This window comes from Brasilonema octagenarum UFV-OR1 (assembly GCF_963888615.1).
In the GTDB taxonomy this organism is placed as follows: Bacteria; Cyanobacteriota; Cyanobacteriia; order Cyanobacteriales; family Nostocaceae; genus Brasilonema; species Brasilonema sennae.
Genome location: NZ_CAWPKW010000030.1, coordinates 1 through 17,637, shown reverse-complemented (window position 1 = coordinate 17,637; position 17,637 = coordinate 1). Strand labels below are relative to the sequence as shown.

The window sequence follows — 17,637 nt, the reverse complement described above, 5'->3', positions numbered from 1 at the left end:
GCGCACGCCTTACGGCGTTCGCGCAGCGTGCGCTTTGCGCTTACGCCAGATGCCTACGGAGGGAAACCCTCCTGCAGCACTGGTCTCACCGCAACGCACTGGCTCCCCTCCTGTAGCGCTGGTCTCACCACATGTATGGTTTTGCCGTTTTAAGGCAATAGAACGGTTTCCCCGTCGTAGAGTTTACTGTTGCGTTTGCTCCAGTAAGTGGGCGTTGCATAATTGAAAGCTATGCGTTTAGTTAGGTATGGGCGAGAAGGTCGCAACGTCTATTACAGATTGGCTGACACTCATATTGTTAACCTGTATCAGTCTGTAGAAGAACATTTACAAGCTTGACAGCAAGTTTAGTCCTAATACTCACATCTTGCACCAAGAAAAGTTGATTGAATATTCACACTCACCTGCGTTGCCTCAAGCCTTTATTATTACGAAAAAAGACAATAAAAATCGTGTCACTTTCTTGCGCTGCTTTTAACTAAGTCCGGGCTTATACGGAAAGGTGCAAGATCTGAGAATATTTCTTTAAGAGAAGGCGAAACACCTATCAGAAGACGACTTAGGGTAGAATTTGTTACCATAATTTGTGTGATATCCTCCTTTTTTCTATCCTCTGGGTGTATACATGATAATCAGTACACTCAGTAATGCTAAACAAACTCCCAGTATATCGTAGCGGTCTGGAGTCACTCCATCAACCTTCCAACCCCAAAGCATTGCCATTACAATAAACACGCCGCCGTAAGCAGCATATACTCTACCAAAGTTCGCAGGCTGGAGAGTCGCGAGCATACCGTATAAAGCTAACCCAATAGCTCCTGCAATGCCCCACCAGACAGGTTTTCCTTCTTTTAACCATTGCCATACGAGATAGCCGCCACCAATCTCAAACAAGCCAGCCCAGATGAAGTAAAGTAAGGACTTGAGTACTTCTTTCAATTGAGAACACCCTAGCGAACCAGTGAAGATTGTTTACAGATTATACATTGTCTCAAATTTGTGTTTTGGCAAGAGTATAGGAACACACAACAATTGTGACTTATTCTATCTTTTGGAAATGACATCCTGGTCAGATTTTCTGACATTATGAATTGGGAGATTTCCGCAAAGCTATCGCCGACTTTAACCAGATAATCAAAATTGATCCAACCTCACCAGATGGCTACTACCATCTCGGACTTGCCAATTTTAAACACGGAAATGATAAGCAAGCTGTTGCAAACTTTAACTCCGCCTTGAATAGAAATCCCAATTTAGCTGATGCCTATGGTAACCGGGGACTTGCCCAATATGCTTTGGGAGATAACAAGAACGCTGTAGCTGATTTGAAACAGGCTGCAAATTTGTTTCAACAGCAAGGAAATATCCAAGGATATCAGCAAACACAAAACCTTCTTCAGCAGATTCAGCCTAAGCAATCCAAAATCTATTTTTCATCAGCTAATTGACAGGGTGAGCAAAGTTTGCTCACCCTAATTTTTAACGAAATGAAGTGCAAAGGGAAACAAAGTTGTGGTGCCCATTGTCAAACTAGATTATTTCAGGAAAAAAGTCACTTGCTCTTTTGACAGTGAATCAAATAACCTGAGCGCTCATACACGTTTTTCAAGGAAACCCATGAACAGAAAACTTATACTGAATTTGCTTTCTAGTTCCTCCATTTTTGTATCTCTGATGTCTACACTGGGAGTTATCAATCCCGCCCACGCTGCTGGTATGACTCAGAAATTAACGCATACCAACGATGGTCGTACCTGCATAACACATCCCCACGCTAGTTACAAAACTCCTGTATGCATTAAAGATTCTGAAAGAAATCCAAATGCCCCGCCTGTGCGTTCAACAACTATTACTACAAACAAATCAGATCACAACGTCGCCATGCTGAACTTTACTGAAGAGGAAAGTAATGCTGCGATGCGGTTATTTACCTGTGACTGCCCGTATTGTATAAATTCTTTACGTCAGCTGCGCGGTACTGGAAATTTGGTGTATTAGAGCGTTTGCTGCTATTAGCTTAAACCGCAAAAAGCACTACACTCTATCCACTGGGTGAGTGTTGGGATGAATCAAGGTTAAGCTAAACGGTATTGGGGAGAGAACTTCTTCATCTCCCTCATTTTGTCTACTTTTACTTTCCTGTTGCTTTCTCAATCGCTTTTTCAGCTTTTTGAATCAAATTCGGCTGCGGATTTTGCTGCTCGTAAGCCTTCTCATTCCTTTCGTAAGCTTTCTCAACAGTTTCTAGGTTTTCAGAGTCTTTTACTGCTTGCTCATATTCCTGTTCTCTATCTTCTTCCTGAACACCAACACCAGGGTCATATTCGTAAGCACGGCCAATCTTTTCTTCAGGTGTGAGTTTCTGTCCTGGAAATGCTGGTTTTTCTGATGTAAATCCTATTGCATAGCTAGGTTCAACAAAAAAAAATACACTTGATAAGCTAATTAAAGCCATCAACCCTACAACTACAATACTCTGGCGCAAGGCTTTATTAAAAATAGCTAAAATGAATTGCATGGCAATACTCTCCTTCTCTCGTTTTATTTGTTTAGGTTTGGCAGGAATGGAAATCACAGGAATATTACGTGGTTTAGTATAACTTTGCCTCCTGCTTTGAGGGTACATTAACAATTCTATGTTCAAAGTGTCGCATGTTCGCACTAAGCTATGCCTTGTGAGCATGCGACTTTGTACTCCTAGCGGGAGCGCTTTGGGCTTATGCTATCAAAAAACATCAAATTTAAAAGATTCCCCGTCCTATCAACTAAGTTTTTCTACGTGGGTACTCGTTTTCTATCTGTCTGTTATCGAACTTTTGCTTTTACAACCATTCGTGACTAATGTCAATACTCCGACTTTGCATTGTTTGCTCAAATAAATCTGTTGGCAGTGCTTCTTCAACAGGTGAAACACCGGGTTTTTTCAACTTACCATCTAGTAATAATTGAGCAATACTACCCGTGCCACAGCCCGAAGCTACTGCGGTATTTTCATGCACTAAAGTAGAGCAAAAAGTTGCTATCTTATCATCTTTTTGACCTGTAATTTCTGAGCGAACTGTAACTCCAATACCACTGAAAGGATTGGTCACATCGGTCATAAAATGACTAACATGAGCCAAAAATTCAATAGCGCTTTTCTGTTGCATCAGTTGCTTAGGAAAAATGTGGGCAGCTATCCAAGTTAGGTGATTATAAAAATCGGGAACTGAACCAAATTTTGTAATGACTGTTTTCACTGAGGGAAAAGCATGAGGTAGTGTAAAAGTTTCTGGCATATCAAACCAGTACACTCCGCTACGACCATATGGAGGTGGAAAGTCAAGATTTTCACGCTGGCTGTAGGGTTTGACTGTCTGCCATTTTCCATCTATCCAAGCTTCAATTGGTTGTTGTAAACCTAAAAAGGTTGTTCGCATGACGGTGACACCAGCCCCGCCAGAACCAGATACTAAATAACTCAAATGAATCTTTTCTGGTGTATCGAATTGCTCAACACCCTGACGTACCATGCTGTTAGAAATGCCAGGGAAGATACCAGTGTTAACTATCGCTGTGACACCTGCAGATACGGCTGCATCGTTGTAGATGAGAGCCTTACTGGTATAAGAACGGTGGTCACTGACATCTACGTAATTGACACCATGTTCAATACAGATTTTGAGAACATTGGCATCTCGGTAGTGAAAAGGACCAGCACAGTGAACTACCAAATCGGTAGAGGCGATCGCCTTCTTCAGTTTCTCAACATCGGCCAAGTCTAACACCAAATGTTGCACTCTTGAGTCGCCCGTTCTATTACCTGGTGTGCGTCCTGTGATTGTCACTTCTGCTTGTGTATGGGTGAGAAGGTCTTTGGCAACGCTACTACCGATCCGCCCTCTCCCTCCAAGAATTAAAACTCGCTTAGTCATCGCTCCAGCATTGACAACAGCATTCTTATTACATCAGTTTTCAGTTGTACTTGTCATCGGTAACGAGTATGACGTTTACCTGTTTACAAAGGAAGATGCCTTTTGACACTCTCCGGGCTAAAAGCCACAGCGCTTAAATGCTTACGACAATCTGATCATTCGTGACCAAGAACAGTTCTAACGGTAGATTTTATCGAAGATTTTGCATCTTTTAACGTTTGTGTCAATGGTTCTTTAGTATGCAAAAACATTTTCGCACAATTGCGTCCTGGTTACCCAGAGATAGAGCAACAACAATAACTGGTTATTCATTCACAACAGCACTTTTGCAAGCTATCTCCTATGGTTGAAACAGATGTGAACAAGCGATCTGCGCGGAGCGCAGCAGCGTCTCGTAGAGAAGCTATCGCTCAAGCCTTGCTATAATCTCAACAACCTGTTCAAATAATTGGAAGTCTACTATGGCTCAAGTTTTAGTAGAAGATATAGACCCGATGATTCTTGGAAAGATTGAAATCCTTGCGAAACAGCATGGTCGCTCTTTGCAAGAAGAATTAAAACATATACTACAGCAAGCTGCGGAAAATGAGGCATATCATACGGGCGGTGATATGGCGAAGGCAAGAGAAGCAGTAGCACGAGCTCAGGCTAGGTACACAGGCAGAACTTTCAGCGATAGTGCAGAACTGATCCGTGAGGATCGCCAACGATGAGCCGCTATGTTCTGGATGCTAGCGTTGCTATCAAATGGTTTGTGCCTGAAATTTATTCCAATGCAGCTAGGCAGTTGGTGGCAAGTGATCACAACTTTTTAGTCCCAGATTTCTTCTTTGCAGAAGTAGGAAATGTTTTGTGGAAACGGGTACGTCGTGATGATGATAGCCCTGATAACGCACGACAGACTCTAGCAGACTTGAACACGGTTCCTATAGAGGTGTATTTATCTCAGCCATTGATGCCTTTTGCTTTAAATATTGCGATACAGACGGATGCGGCAGTTTATGACAGCCTTTATCTAGCTCTAGCTATCACGCAAGGATGCCAAATGGTAACAGCCGACCAAAAATTTTACAACGCACTCAAGAATAGTACTTTTGCAAGCTCTCTCCTGTGGGTGGAAGATATTTAAACAAGCTAAAATGACTACAAAATATTAACAGAATAAAACTAGTGTAATATAACCCTGGATATACAAAATTCTCTTTTGGTTATAAAACGTAAAAATCGTAACCTTTTTGAGAGTGTAAAACAAAATCCAATCCCCAAAAACAGGGGATTTTTGTTTAAAATGAGGTCATTATTCTAATGAATAAAACTGATTTAGCTTTTACCCCAGCACTAGAACAAGCACAGTTAATCCGACGCCGAGAGGTATCGCCGTTGGAGTTGGTGGAAGTCTATTTAGAACGCATCTCTAGGTTGAATCCTCAGTTGGGAAGTTATTTTACGGTGATGGCAGAACAAGCGATCGCAGATGCCAAAGCCAAAACAGAAATCCTTTCTAATACCTCAGAACTACCACCGTTTTTTGGAGTGCCGATTTCTATTAAAGACCTCAACCCTGTTGCAGGTGTCCCTTGTACTTACGGAAATCCCGCGTTACTAGATAATATCGCTGACCATGATAGTGGGGTAGTAGTCAAGATTAAGCAAGCTGGGTTTATTCTTCTGGGCAAAACAGCAACATCAGAAATTGGTTCAACTCCTTACACAGAACCTACGGGTTTTCCCCCAGCCAGAAATCCGTGGAATTTAGACTACACCCCAGGCGGTTCCAGTGGTGGTGCAGCCGCAGCGGTAGCAGCAGGATTATGTGCGATCGCTCAAGGTTCTGATGGTGGTGGTTCAATTCGTGGTCCTGCAGCTTGTTGTGGTTTAGTGGGAATCAAGCCATCAAGAGGAAGGGTGACTCATGCACCGGTGGGCGATAGCCTTAGTGGTATTGCGACAAATGGTCCAATAGCACGTACTGTTGCTGATGCGGCTGCTCTTTTAGATGTCATGTCTGGATATGTCACAGGCGATCCATATTGGTTACCCAACCCAGAACCCTCGTTTCTTGCTTATACAAAAGAAAAACCTGGTCGTTTGCGAATTGCTTATGCAACAAGTACCCCTCCTATAGGGAAAGCTGATGCTAACTGTGAGCAAGGCGTTCTGCAAACAGTGCAATTATTACAAGAACTTGGTCACACAGTTGAGCAGACGAGCATAGATCTTAGTCGATTAGTTGAACCATTTCAATTTGTTTGGCAAACAAGCGTCGCTGGGTCGGCAATACCTGCTGAGGCTTTACAGCCATTGAATCGTTGGTTGTTGGCTAGAACAGGTTCTGCGGGTGAGTACTTGCGAGCAGTTTCCCAAATGCAGGCGGTAGCACGACAAATTGTCGCACTTTTCGACACGATTGATGTGCTTGTGTTGCCAGTTTACTTACATTCACCTATCCGCGTGGGAGAGTGGGCAAACTTGAGTCCAGAAGAGACATTCCAAAAGATTGTTGATTGGGTTGCACCTTGTCCACCAGCGAATGCAACTGGACAACCGGCGATCGCTCTTCCTGTAGGTTTTGATGAACTCGGTTTACCGATAAGCGTACAATTAGTGGGACGCCCCGCAGCCGAAGCCACTCTCATTAGCTTAGCAGCGCAACTGGAAGCTGCTAAACCTTGGATTCAGCATCGTCCAGCTTTAGGATGAATAATTTTCCTAAATCATTATGCAGGCAAGCATTGAACAAATTTCACAAATTGCCGTATTTGTAGGTTTAGAGCCTTCAGATAAATTGAGTTTGCAGCCTCACACCCAAGTGCGACGTTATCTTAAGGGAGAAATTATCCTGCATGAAGGCGATGCTCTACCAGATGTATTGTTTGCTTTAGTGAGTGGGTCAATTCAAATGACAAAAACAGCAGGAACGGGGAAAGAAACGATTCTTCGCACCCTTTGTGCTGGGGAAATTTTTGGTGCTCCTGCACTGTTGGGAAATGGTATTGCGCCTGCAACTGTCACAGCTTTGAGTGATTGTGAGATTCTGACTGTACAACGAGATGCTCTACTCAAAGCTATTCAAGAAAACCCTGATATTGCTCTACGGATGCTGATGGTTTTTAATTCGAGAATTCAGCAATTGCATGAAACAGTTCATGGATTAGTTTCTGAAAGAGCCATTGTCAGGTTGGCAAGAATAATTCAATATTTTGCTGAGCATGATGGTACAGAATCAACTCCGCAAGGAGAAGTTTTGAAAATCCAATTGCCTTACTATCGAATTGCACGTAGTATTGGCATTACTTATGAAGAGTGCGTACGCTTTATGAAAAGTCTTAAGTCAGTGATTGCTTACAGTCGGGGTGGAAAGATAACGATACTGGATGCAAAAAAACTAGAAGAAGTTGCGGCGTTGCATAATAGTAGTAATTCATACCTTGATTCAGCAACGCCGAAAATCCTTTGAGGCTTTTGGTGTCGCAAAGTATTCTAGTTTTTCTCAAGAGAAATCGTTACTGAATCGGATGTTGTCTTTCTCAATGCCATCGAGTACAACTTGGAGTCCACCCATACGAATCATCCACTCAAGACGATGGTCACGGTACTCACGTTTGAACAAACCTTGCTCAACGAAATGCGAAAATTGCTCCAATCCGGCAACAGAGTCGTTTGCTTCCTGCAACGTTTGAGCGACGCTTGGACGCACACTAACGCGCTTGAACCAATCAGCAAGTGGGGAGTTTGCTTCTGGTCCAATCCCGAATATGAATGACGACGAGTTAATGTAGGGAACGACACACAGATCGCTCCAACCAAAACGGTCGCCGTTGAACCATTCGCAATCGCCTAGCTGCTTCGTCAGCCATTCACGGCACTTCGCAGCCTGTTGTTTGGCATTCCCAACGATCGTTTCGGCAAGCGAACCCTTCGCCCGACCAAAGAAGTTGATTTCCATCACCCCCCAGTTGATCGGCTCGTAGTAGGTGTCCATGACCTCTTCAATCATGCGGACACGAGCTCGGTCTGCTGGATTGGGAGGCAGCAGCGGTGGCTCGGACCATTTGTCTTCGATGTACTCAAGGATGATTGTAGAGTCGAAGATCTTGGCATCGCCGTCAATGAGGACCGGCATCTGGGCGCGAGGATTGGCTTCCAGAAACTCACTGCCCCCAAACGCGCCCCCACTCACGTCAGGCGTCTTGATCTCAAACTCAACTCCCTTTTCGCGCAAGGCGATTTTGTTCTTCTGTGCATACGGAGATAGGGGGTGTTCGTAGAGGATGATCATTGGTCAAATTCTCAGAGCTACAGTGAGCGGAAGCCACCCTCATTAGTTTAGCAGCTTCCAGTTGTGCTGCTAAACCTTGCATTCAGCATCGTCCAGCTTTAGGATGAGCGAATAAAATTCATCAACACCGCTCTTACACCATTGGTTCAGCAAGGTAAATATCGATACGGTAGACCACACAAACTTTACCACTAGTATCAGCCGCCTGCTCGTGTAGCTTTTGCAATTGAGCGACAAGCGGTTGTCGTTCCTCTGGTGAAAGTGGGACAAAGCCTTGGCTTTGGGCAAGACCAATCAATCCTTGTAAATCTAACCATTGCTGATACGGAACATTTGTTTGGCGGACTTTTTGGAAATAGGGACTCTCCAGAAGTGCGCTGATCATCGACTCACGACTTGGTAATCCAGGAATATTGTTTGAGCTTTGGAAAACTAAGCGGTCAAATTCTTTAGTGAAGGAGTCGTCTTCATCCCAGATACCCCAAACCAGACCAAGACGTCCAGATGACTTTAAGATGCGGTGAAACTCGTAAAGCGTTGGCGAAGGGTTAAACCAGTGGAAAGATTGAAAACAAGTCACTAAGTCAACCGATGCATCAGGGAAACCTGTCACTTCTGCTGTCCCAGAGCGAAATTCTACCATTGGATGTCCAGTTGCCGCCAGTCTCATTTCTGGATTTGGCTCAATGGCAATGACTTTTATCTCGCGTTCGCCTAACAACCGCGAAGCGATACCTGTCCCGGCTCCAATATCGGCTGCAACGAGCTGTGACGGCTGGTCAAATCCTTCTAAGATGATATTAATTGCCTCTGCTGGATAGCTTGGTCGATACAAAGCAGAGTCTGTTGCTCTACCGGAGAACAAACTCGTGGGGTTCATTTGGTACATAGGCTTGCATCGGTTTTTGTTTAGTCTTCTGTGATTGAATGCGACTAGAGCGATGCTCCAAAGGAGACGTCTCAAGGGGGCGAGCGCCTACTTATACCTATTATGTCACTCATCATCTAAATATTAATCCTGTGGAACTGTAGGACAATCAAATGGAATTATCTTTCTCCCGCTTCTGTTGAGCTTTCAACATTCGCTCTTTCAACTGAATATTTCTTTGTGCAATGTTTTGTCTGTCCTGATACCATTGACTGACATTCTTGACTGAAGTGTGAGCTTCCACAGATGCTGATTGGCTCTGTTCAATACGTGTTTTTTCTGCAATTTTGTCTGCTAGGCGACATTGCAGCACTACAGATGATAACTCAAAGAATGCTCCAGGACGATTGTCATTTCCCATATCTGACAACGCCCGTCCTACACCTTCTAGACAAATATTCATAATCACAATGTCTGAATTTTTTTTGTTGAGTCTCTGGCGGAGGCTTTGAAGTTCTTGTTTATTATCATTTAGCTGGCTCTGTACTTGTTCAAGATTTTGTTGGGTTTTTTTCAACTCAATTTTGGCATTACCTAAATTTTGCTGTAACGTCCATCCGTGTATTGTCAAGAAGCTCACGATACCAATCGTACAAAAATTTAGCCGAAAAGAGTTATGCATAATAGAAAGACTCTCGTTCAGACAGAAATTATTTTCTGACTCTTTTTGCATATATTACAAGGTATTTTCCTACAAATCTTAAAAAATCAATATCGCCTCGATGGAAATTGAGTAAATCAAACTAGTAATTAACCGTATTTTTTATAGTTTCGATTAGCTTAAAAAAAAACTACTGACAACTACTTAAGTGTTGAGATTGTTACATTTGATTTGATAAATGTTTTTTATATAAATTAAAATTTACTTACGTATCTGATAAAAGTTGCTATGAAATTGACGATACAAGTTAGTTATTAAACTAACCATACAATAATGAACTTTTATAAAGTCTGCCAAACTGGCAACATTAGTATCTTAGATTTGTTATTCATTAATGTACCAGGCTCATCTTATTTATCTCTACCTAATGAACATCACAAAGCTTTTCATTCAAGTTACTGTGATAAAGAGAATAGGATTAACCACCCATGATATACCTCATTTTCACAAAAATTGTTAGGAAAAGCAGCAACTCTGAAAAGTTTGATAAAATGTCTTGATGTCCTTTTTCAAACTTTTCTGTAGTTATAAATCTTACCAAAGAGGTAGAAGAGTATAAAGTCTAAACGAGAAGTAAAAGAGAGAGTAGATAAATAAAAAAATATATTTTTTATTTATTTTTTGACTTCATTTTTTCTTTTAGTCTCTAAATGTAGAAGCGTTACAGTTATTTTTTAAAATCACCATTACAACATGATTGGTCAGTTACTAGCAGGACGTTACAAAGTCCTTGAAGTATTGGGCGAGGGGGGATTTGGGCAAACTTACATTGCTGAGGACGTTCACCTCCCTGGGAACCCTAAATGCGTCCTAAAACATCTCAAAACTTCTAGTACCGACCCTGATATTTTAGAAACTGTCAGAAGGCTTTTTCAAAAAGAAGCTGAAACTTTGCAACAGTTGGGCAACCACGACCAAATACCCAGACTTTTAGCTTATTTTGAAGAGAAGCAAGAATTTTACTTGGCACAAGAATTTATCAGTGGACATCCTGTGAGTATGGAGTTTCCTCCAGGAAGAATATGGACGGAACCCCATATTCTTGAAATGCTAAATTCGGTACTGGGTATTTTAGAATTTGTTCATAGCCACGGAGTCATTCATCGTGATATCAAACCAGATAATATTATTAGACGTGCTTCAGACAACAAATTAGTTCTGATAGACTTTGGAGCAATTAAACAACTGCAAAGTCAAACAGCAGTTGGGACAAGACAAAACCACATCACTCTGATCACCGGAACTCGGGGATATATGCCCTCTGAGCAAATCAGACGTTTACCACGTCCTAGTAGTGATATTTATGCACTGGGGATGATGGGAATTCAAGGATTGACTGGGGTGCATCCACACCAACTCCAAGATGATCCCAATACTGGAGAAATACTGTGGCAACATCTGGCAACTGTCAGTCCGGGGTTAGCTGCTATTCTTACTAAGATGACGCGCTATCACTTTAAAGATCGTTACCAGACTGCGACTGAGGTGCTGCTAGCGCTACGGGAATCAGCGACAAACTCTGACAAATTGCCGACAGAAGAAGCTTGTTTTACCACAAACATCCTTCATGAACTCTCTTTAGAGTGGGAGGAAAACGGACAAGTCAAAAATCGCAAAATCCTTGAAAAACAACAAAGTAAAAACCCCAGTCGAGGAGTCCGCATCGGTCGAGACCCCCAAGTATGCGACATTGTTATATCAGATCCAACAGTATCTGCTTTACATATTGAAATCTTCTTTCATCAGCAAAAGCAGAAATTTTACTTGCGGAATCTGCGCCAGATGAATCCTCCTATTGTTGATGGACAGTTACTTTTAGCAGGCGAAATGCCTCTTTGTGTTGGTAGTAATATACGGTTGGGGCAACAAAATTTTCAGGTAAGTGACATTGTTTGCAACGAGTATCCGGGTGGGTACGTACCTATAGAATACTCAATTGTTCCGATCGCACTGCAACAACCTATTAACCAGACGATGCGAATTCCAAAAGTCAAGAAGGCTGAAGAAAATTCACAAGAAGTTTTGTTGACTCCAGAGTCAGTATTATCATCTTCAGCGATCAAAGTACCAAAATTACTTGGGATGAGTGTAGCAGCTTGTATCAGCGCTGTTGGTGGCTTTAGCTTTTTGAACTCTAACAACATGATCGGAACTCATGCACAACAGAATTTCATCTCACAGCAACCACAACTGTGTCGTGTTGTTTCTCCCCCCGGTGGCAGATTTGTAGCTAAATTACGCCCTGAACCTCAAACAGAGGTTGGCGCTGTCAAACAACTGAATCTAGGCGTAATGGTCTTATTTGTTCAGGTGCGCGGTGATTTTGTAGAAGTTAAACTGCCTGATGGAACTCAAGGCTGGCTTTTTAGGGATGAAGTACAACCTTGTACTGCATCACAAATAACCCATTAAGAATGAAAAATGAAGGATAGGACACATAGATGTCCAAAGTAATAAAATATTTTATACTTCATTTTTCCTGTTTTCGCCTTCAGTTCAAACTTTAAATTACCATTTGTATAGATGTCAGTAGTAAGATGTCAAGAAACAATAGATTGTAATCAACGTCTTCAAAATTCGTCCGTATGACCACTCACAACTGTTGAAAAAATTATTAAAACCGGAATTGTTTTGTTAATCAATGTAACTTTTATTACTGGACAGAAAAAATTATGTCACTGGATCAGGTAAATGCTTTTTACGAGGTTTTGATGTCGGATCAAGCCATTTATGAGCAGTATCACCAGAAGTGCTGCGTTAAAGGCTTATTTGGTATTTGGGATTGGGATAAAACCAAAATTGTTCATTTTGCTTCTACTCTGGGCTATACATTTACTGAACACGACTTAGATGAAGCATGGTTTGGTGGCGATCCTGGTATTTCTGATAGTTCCTTAAATTTATCAGAATACCAGCGTTATATGGTATAACTCCCGGGTTACCAAATTCAAAATATGTAGTTTGATATGGTTTATCTGAAAGCTTTTAGCAATTCGTGATTTTACTAGCTATTGTGTCTGAAACCTTTGTTCGCGCTAGCGGCGGTTATTGAGAAATAACCGCCATTAGCATGTTGACAAGCAAGTACCGCGCTAAGTCAATGTTTGCCATAACCCGAACCGTGAGAGGAGCGCTCTTATACCCTTTCACAAAAATCCTGATACATTTGACTCTCCTACTTCCCCTACTTCTCCTACTTCGCCATATGTATCAACTTTAAAGTGAAACGGTATTAGTAGGGTTTCTAACGCCCTCCGGTCTTCCCCGGAGGATTGGAGGTATTAGGGTAATCGTACAGGACAATGCCTCAATCCACAACTTATGACGGGAGAACCTCTGTCTATGGAACGATTTGACTTCGCAGCCAGATGAAGTAAAAATAGGATGCTAAATAAAAATGGAGCTTGTATTCAATGAAATTGAATAATGTGATAAAACGGCTTTCCACTGTAGGACGCTTTCTGGCTACAACTGTGTTTTGTGTGTCGGCGATCGCCTTCGTTTGGCAAGGTGCGTTTTTCTCGAACACCGCAGCAATGGCTAATCCTGCTACAAACTTAATCGCAACAGCAGACCAGGTTAAAGACAAAACCAGTGAAGATGCTGGACGAGCCAAAGGTTTCATTGAAGATACGAAAGATAAGGTTAAGGAAACTGCAAACAAAAATGCTGAGCGAGTTGATCAAGCAACCGATAATGGTAGTATTCTTGAGCGCAAAGCAAAGACAGATGCGAAGACAATTGAGAAAAGAGCAGATGAAGATGCAGCTCGGACTAAAGAAGCTGTAGACAACACAAAGAATGTAATTGAACGCACTGTTGATAGCATTAAGGATGCTTTTAACTAGAGAATAGATAAACGTTGCGATAGTAAGCAGACATAACACAACGCACCTAAGCATAAGATAGGTTATACGTTCAGATTTCGGGAAAACTGAACGTATAAACCAGAAAAAGCCGATCCAGAGCGCTAAAAAATCAGGCACGTGTAACCATCATCTTAACCAGAGAACTTAAAACCTCTCTCGGTTATGCCTCATTGAAATTCATCAATGGTAGCTGGAGAACAGGAATTTTCGTGCTTGGCAAGATTACGCTCATACCAATTCATTAATGGAGTTGAAGTGATTCCGTGCACAATCACGGAAACAACAATAGTGGTGTAAGTTATCCAACTTATTTGCTCACCTATTTCACCTTTTAGACCTTTGCCAAAGGCATATGAAAGATAATATAAAGAGCCAACACCACGAATACCAAACCAACCGAATAACAAACGAGTTCCTGAATACCAAGTTCGACGACGGTACGCTTTTCGGGAATTTCCAGCAATTGTGCTAATCCAGGCTCCTACAGGTCGGATGACTAGGAATAATAAGACTATCACTAATAAAGATTGGCTAGCATAATTTAGCATTGGCTTGACTAATAAAATCGTCCCCAATATTAAAATTGTCCCAACTTCTAAAAGTTTTTCCAATCTCTCTATAAATTCTAACTGTGCCAGTGGTTTTTCGGAATTTCCATAACTCCGTTGGAATACTAGCCCTGCAATAAATACAGCAAGGAATCCATACCCGTTAACAATTTCTGTTAGAGAGTAAGTTAGCAAAATTGTACCAAGGGCTATAAAATCTTCCATAATTTCATCAACACGATGCTTATTTTGGATTTTTTTCTCAATCCAAACAACTGCTTTGGCAACGATAAAGCCCATTACAACACCAGCAGCAATAGCCCAAATTATATCAACTGCAACCCACTGTTTCAGCCAGTTATTCCAGTTGTTATCTTTTAAAGCATGAATTCCAAAATAAACAAAAGGAAAAGCTAAGGCATCATTTAGACCGCCTTCGGACGTTAAACCAAAGCGCAATTCATCTTTATCATTCGTATCACTCAGTTGAACTTCTGAAGCTAAGACTGGATCAGTTGGTGCAAGAATCGCTCCCAATAAGATAGCCTCTCCCCAATCCATCCCTAAAAAGAGTTTACCTACAACTGCCAACCCAAAAATTGAAATTGGCATCAAAAAAACAATAAGTCGCGTCGTAATATTCCAAGCTCTAAATTTGAGCGGACGTACAATTTTTAAACCACAGCTAAAGACAGATATAATCACGACAAATTCTGCCAGCCGTTCTAACACCTCAGCGTTAAATACTCCAGCACGGCGTAATTGAATCAGTCCAAAACCATAAGGACCTAATAAAATACCTACTATTAGGTAGATGATGGCGAAGGAAAGAGGTAAACGCGAAATCCATCCGGATAATAAGGTGACAAATAATAGCAATGACCCAATGACAAGTAAATCAATAATATAGCTATCAACCATAAAAAATATTTTTTTAAGAAAAGAACGCACCAAGAGTTTACTTGTGATTTCTTTGGGTCTACATCACCATTAGATAGATTTATTTAAGACAACTTACATAACTTTTCTCTAATGATTCGCGTAGTCGCCTACACCGATTCTGCTGGTATAGGGGCACGGCAATGCCGTACCCCTTCCGAGCTGCATATATTCTATGCAGGTGAGAATCGCGCTTATTTACAACCACAGATGCACAATGATGTTGGAGCGCTAATTACTGAAAATCTTGATTTGTGGGATGAGCAGTGTCTAGCTTTCTATGTGATTCGCGTGCCGTGAGTGGAGAGTGCCCAACACGCTTATATTACCGTACCCTAGGGAAAACCCTCCGGGGGTCTAAGCCTGTGAAACCGTTCGGCTGAGCTGACGGTCGAAGCCCGCTTTCGAGCACTGACTCCCCTACGTAGAATTCGCCAATAGTATCAGATAAATTAACGAACCCAGTACTCGGTGTCCGTCTTGGTCAACTTGGTTGGGAAGTTAGATGGCGTAACTTTACGTCTAAAAATCATTCTCTGGCTACGTCGCTGTCCATAACCAACCAACAACAATATAATTATCAGCGCAACAAGCGGTGTTATTGTTGTTGTTGGCTCGGGTACCTTCTTAACTTCCTGTCCCGGTGGAAAATTCACCGGGGGAGTGGGTGGTACTTCTATGATTTGATTGTTACCACCAGAACCACCGCCTGAAGGAGGAATAGATCCACCACCAGAACTACCGCCTGAAGGAGGAACAGATCCACCACCAGAGGAAGGTGGAGTGCTAAGTAGGGGTGTACCTGTTGGTGTACCTGATCCCCGACCGGAAGAACTACCTCCACCACCAAAAGCGAGAAGAAGTAAGAGCAAGCCAAGACCACCTAGAGGCCAGGTGGGAAATGAGCTCCCTGATGATCCTTGTTGCAACACGACATCTTCTGCAAGGTTGGAGGGAACATCAATCCCTATTCCTTCTGGCTGCAATGATACTGGAGTTGTCCCAAAAAAGGTATCTCCAGGAAGAGTTTCCCCAATCAGCGAATCACCGCCTGGAATGCCAAGATTTGGACGTCCGAATTCTGCAGCTTCTGGTGAATATGGCATCGAAAGGTCTTTGAGAATTGTCTCTTTGAGAGACTCTTGATCACCAGAGTTCAACACACGCATCGAATTGGAAAGTTTTTGGGAGTAAAACTTGGTCAGTTCTGGTCCTAAACCCAAAGATTGAATCTGCTGCTGTGCATTGGGAATTTTTGCCACCTCTTCAAGCAACAGACGCCCATAAGCGTATTTAAAATCTAGCAACCCATTACGTGGATCGAGTGAGTTTCCACCACCACTAGGTGCCCAATAGAAGTTTTTGGTCACTTGTCCCAAACCTTCTTGGGGAGTTTGACTGACTGTTTGTCCAAACAGATAGCGATACCCGTCCACGATATTAGGGTTGTCGTTCTGCCAGAATGAGGCGTAGGGTATCTGAGAAATACCCGGATCGTTTCCGTAAAGGGAAGCAAAATTACGGTAGTTTTGTTCCCCACCAGCAGCTCGCATTAGCAACTGCTCGTAGCTTGGCCCACCATTTGACTGAACTAATTTCTGGAAGACTGCTCCTGCTTTGTTACAAGAGGCACCAAATCCTACACTACATCCAGCAATACCTCGCATTTGGGTCAAATCTCTGCCCGATAGCTGGTATTGAAGGTAGTTTTGCTCCAGCCCTGGTTGAATACCATAGCGTCCAAGCACGAGCTGGGCTGAAGCGGATTGACATGTGGTTAGTATTGCTGTAATTGATGATACTGCAATTGCAATTTTTTTGGCTGTTGACTTCAAGGGATTTACCTCCAGTAAAAAAATGTGAGGTCATGGGAGTATAAACTGTAAAGGACAGTTAAATTCAAAAATTTTTGATTTTTTTCTTTTTTGATTTTTGAATTTTTTATGAACCCACCCTGTCCGTAACAAATGTAACTTAACTAATATCTTGCACCTATCAGTAGAAAAGCGTAGAAGTAAAAAAAATGTAAGGGTAAGTTACATGATTTTTCTTGGCAATTCTTAGCTCAATATAGGAAAGATTTTTGGTTTAATACTCACTGACTAAACATTATCAATTTTTCTTGGTGCAAGATGTGAGCGCCCCATGAGGGGGAAATCAAAACTGAAGGTAACAAGTCAAAAGGTAAGAATTCAGAAGTCGTGACGTCAGTCGTCATAATCCTTGTCAAATCAAGAATTTCAACGATAGATATTTTGTGGAAAGCCTTTAACTAGCGATATAAAACCGTCCGGGTATGCGCAAAGCGCACGCGGCTTGGGCGAACGCCAGTCGCCTGTGGAGGAGCCAGTGCGGACGCCACATGCCTAGGTCGGGAGAACGCCAGGTCCTACAACGGGACGCCACATGCTACAAGTCGGCACAGCCGCCCAACGCAGTGGCTCGGGAACCCCAACGCCAGATGCCTGCGACGGGAAACCCGTCTTCAGCACTGGCTCC

Annotated in this window: 18 protein-coding genes and 1 pseudogene; 11 read left to right on the top strand and 8 right to left on the bottom strand. The window is 42.3% G+C overall.

Annotated elements, in window-relative coordinates:
• A partial coding sequence (locus tag AC5590_RS01590; RefSeq protein ID WP_211178703.1) for a hypothetical protein occupies nucleotides 1-226 on the top strand: 226 nt, incomplete at its 5' end.
• 380 nt (nucleotides 227-606) lie between these two features.
• On the opposite strand, the gene AC5590_RS01585 is transcribed toward AC5590_RS01590, so the two are convergent.
• Entirely contained in the window at nucleotides 607-939 is a 333-nt protein-coding gene (locus tag AC5590_RS01585; RefSeq protein ID WP_169268043.1) for a YnfA family protein, read from the bottom strand.
• Nucleotides 940-1,082: 143 nt separating this feature from the next.
• Between AC5590_RS01585 and AC5590_RS01580 the strand changes: the two are divergent.
• Both AC5590_RS01580 and AC5590_RS01575 read left to right on the top strand, forming a co-directional pair.
• Nucleotides 1,083-1,448: pseudogene (locus AC5590_RS01580) on the top strand (tetratricopeptide repeat protein); the annotation flags it as partial.
• A 169-nt stretch (nucleotides 1,449-1,617) separates the two neighbouring features.
• Nucleotides 1,618-1,998 (top strand): hypothetical protein, encoded by a 381-nt coding sequence (locus AC5590_RS01575; RefSeq protein WP_169268041.1) that lies wholly within the window; start codon nucleotides 1,618-1,620, stop codon nucleotides 1,996-1,998.
• A gap of 133 nt (nucleotides 1,999-2,131) precedes the next feature.
• Here the strand turns inward: AC5590_RS01575 and AC5590_RS01570 are convergent, their stop codons facing one another.
• Nucleotides 2,132-2,575 carry a hypothetical protein gene (locus tag AC5590_RS01570; RefSeq protein ID WP_246162660.1) on the bottom strand — a complete coding sequence of 148 codons (444 nt, stop codon included), beginning with the start codon at nucleotides 2,573-2,575 and terminating at the stop codon, nucleotides 2,132-2,134.
• A gap of 247 nt (nucleotides 2,576-2,822) precedes the next feature.
• A complete protein-coding gene (locus AC5590_RS01565) occupies nucleotides 2,823-3,914 on the bottom strand; it encodes a saccharopine dehydrogenase family protein (protein WP_169268040.1) in 1,092 nt (363 codons plus the stop codon).
• A gap of 461 nt (nucleotides 3,915-4,375) precedes the next feature.
• Between AC5590_RS01565 and AC5590_RS01560 the strand changes: the two genes are divergently transcribed.
• The 4 genes from AC5590_RS01560 to AC5590_RS01545 all read left to right on the top strand — a co-directional run bounded on the left by AC5590_RS01560 (nucleotide 4,376) and on the right by AC5590_RS01545 (nucleotide 7,371).
• Nucleotides 4,376-4,627, top strand: coding sequence for a FitA-like ribbon-helix-helix domain-containing protein (locus AC5590_RS01560; protein ID WP_169268039.1), 252 nt, complete (start codon nucleotides 4,376-4,378; stop codon nucleotides 4,625-4,627).
• Nucleotides 4,624-5,043, top strand: coding sequence for a type II toxin-antitoxin system VapC family toxin (locus AC5590_RS01555; protein WP_169268038.1), 420 nt, complete (start codon nucleotides 4,624-4,626; stop codon nucleotides 5,041-5,043). The genes AC5590_RS01560 and AC5590_RS01555 overlap by 4 nt, the downstream gene beginning before the upstream one ends.
• 176 nt (nucleotides 5,044-5,219) lie before the next feature.
• Nucleotides 5,220-6,614 (top strand): amidase, encoded by a 1,395-nt coding sequence (locus tag AC5590_RS01550; RefSeq protein ID WP_169268037.1) that lies wholly within the window; start codon nucleotides 5,220-5,222, stop codon nucleotides 6,612-6,614.
• A gap of 19 nt (nucleotides 6,615-6,633) precedes the next feature.
• On the top strand, nucleotides 6,634-7,371 hold the full coding sequence (locus AC5590_RS01545; RefSeq protein WP_169268036.1) for a Crp/Fnr family transcriptional regulator: 738 nt from the start codon (nucleotides 6,634-6,636) through the stop codon (nucleotides 7,369-7,371).
• Between the two features lie 33 nt (nucleotides 7,372-7,404).
• On the opposite strand, the gene AC5590_RS01540 is transcribed toward AC5590_RS01545, so the two are convergent.
• The 3 genes from AC5590_RS01540 to AC5590_RS01530 form a co-directional block, all read right to left on the bottom strand.
• Complete coding sequence (locus AC5590_RS01540) at nucleotides 7,405-8,193, bottom strand: glutathione S-transferase family protein (RefSeq protein WP_169268035.1); 789 nt, start codon at nucleotides 8,191-8,193, stop codon at nucleotides 7,405-7,407.
• Between the two features lie 133 nt (nucleotides 8,194-8,326).
• Nucleotides 8,327-9,082, bottom strand: coding sequence for a class I SAM-dependent methyltransferase (locus AC5590_RS01535; protein ID WP_348982755.1), 756 nt, complete (start codon nucleotides 9,080-9,082; stop codon nucleotides 8,327-8,329).
• A 148-nt stretch (nucleotides 9,083-9,230) separates the two neighbouring features.
• Entirely contained in the window at nucleotides 9,231-9,743 is a 513-nt protein-coding gene (locus tag AC5590_RS01530; protein ID WP_169268034.1) for a hypothetical protein, read from the bottom strand.
• 732 nt (nucleotides 9,744-10,475) lie between these two features.
• On the opposite strand from AC5590_RS01530, the gene AC5590_RS01525 reads away from it, so the two are divergent.
• From AC5590_RS01525 to AC5590_RS01515, 3 genes are all read left to right on the top strand, one after another.
• The gene (locus tag AC5590_RS01525; protein ID WP_169268033.1) at nucleotides 10,476-12,194 is read left to right on the top strand and encodes an FHA domain-containing serine/threonine-protein kinase; all 1,719 of its coding nucleotides are present in this window, start codon (nucleotides 10,476-10,478) and stop codon (nucleotides 12,192-12,194) included.
• A gap of 260 nt (nucleotides 12,195-12,454) precedes the next feature.
• On the top strand, nucleotides 12,455-12,712 hold the full coding sequence (locus AC5590_RS01520) for a Nif11-like leader peptide family natural product precursor (protein ID WP_169268032.1): 258 nt from the start codon (nucleotides 12,455-12,457) through the stop codon (nucleotides 12,710-12,712).
• 483 nt (nucleotides 12,713-13,195) lie between these two features.
• Nucleotides 13,196-13,630: a hypothetical protein gene (locus AC5590_RS01515; RefSeq protein ID WP_169268031.1), complete on the top strand. Its 435-nt coding sequence runs from the start codon at nucleotides 13,196-13,198 to the stop codon at nucleotides 13,628-13,630.
• Nucleotides 13,631-13,818: 188 nt separating this feature from the next.
• Here AC5590_RS01515 and AC5590_RS01510 read toward each other — a convergent pair whose 3' ends face one another.
• Nucleotides 13,819-15,120, bottom strand: a complete 1,302-nt coding sequence (locus AC5590_RS01510) for a cation:proton antiporter (protein ID WP_169268030.1) — start codon at nucleotides 15,118-15,120, stop codon at nucleotides 13,819-13,821.
• A 111-nt stretch (nucleotides 15,121-15,231) separates the two neighbouring features.
• Between AC5590_RS01510 and AC5590_RS01505 the strand changes: the two genes are divergently transcribed.
• Entirely contained in the window at nucleotides 15,232-15,438 is a 207-nt protein-coding gene (locus AC5590_RS01505) for a hypothetical protein (RefSeq protein ID WP_169268029.1), read from the top strand.
• Nucleotides 15,439-15,590: 152 nt separating this feature from the next.
• Here the strand turns inward: AC5590_RS01505 and AC5590_RS01500 are convergent, their stop codons facing one another.
• Nucleotides 15,591-16,973: a hypothetical protein gene (locus AC5590_RS01500; RefSeq protein WP_211178702.1), complete on the bottom strand. Its 1,383-nt coding sequence runs from the start codon at nucleotides 16,971-16,973 to the stop codon at nucleotides 15,591-15,593.
• Nucleotides 16,974-17,637: the final 664 nt, after the last annotated feature.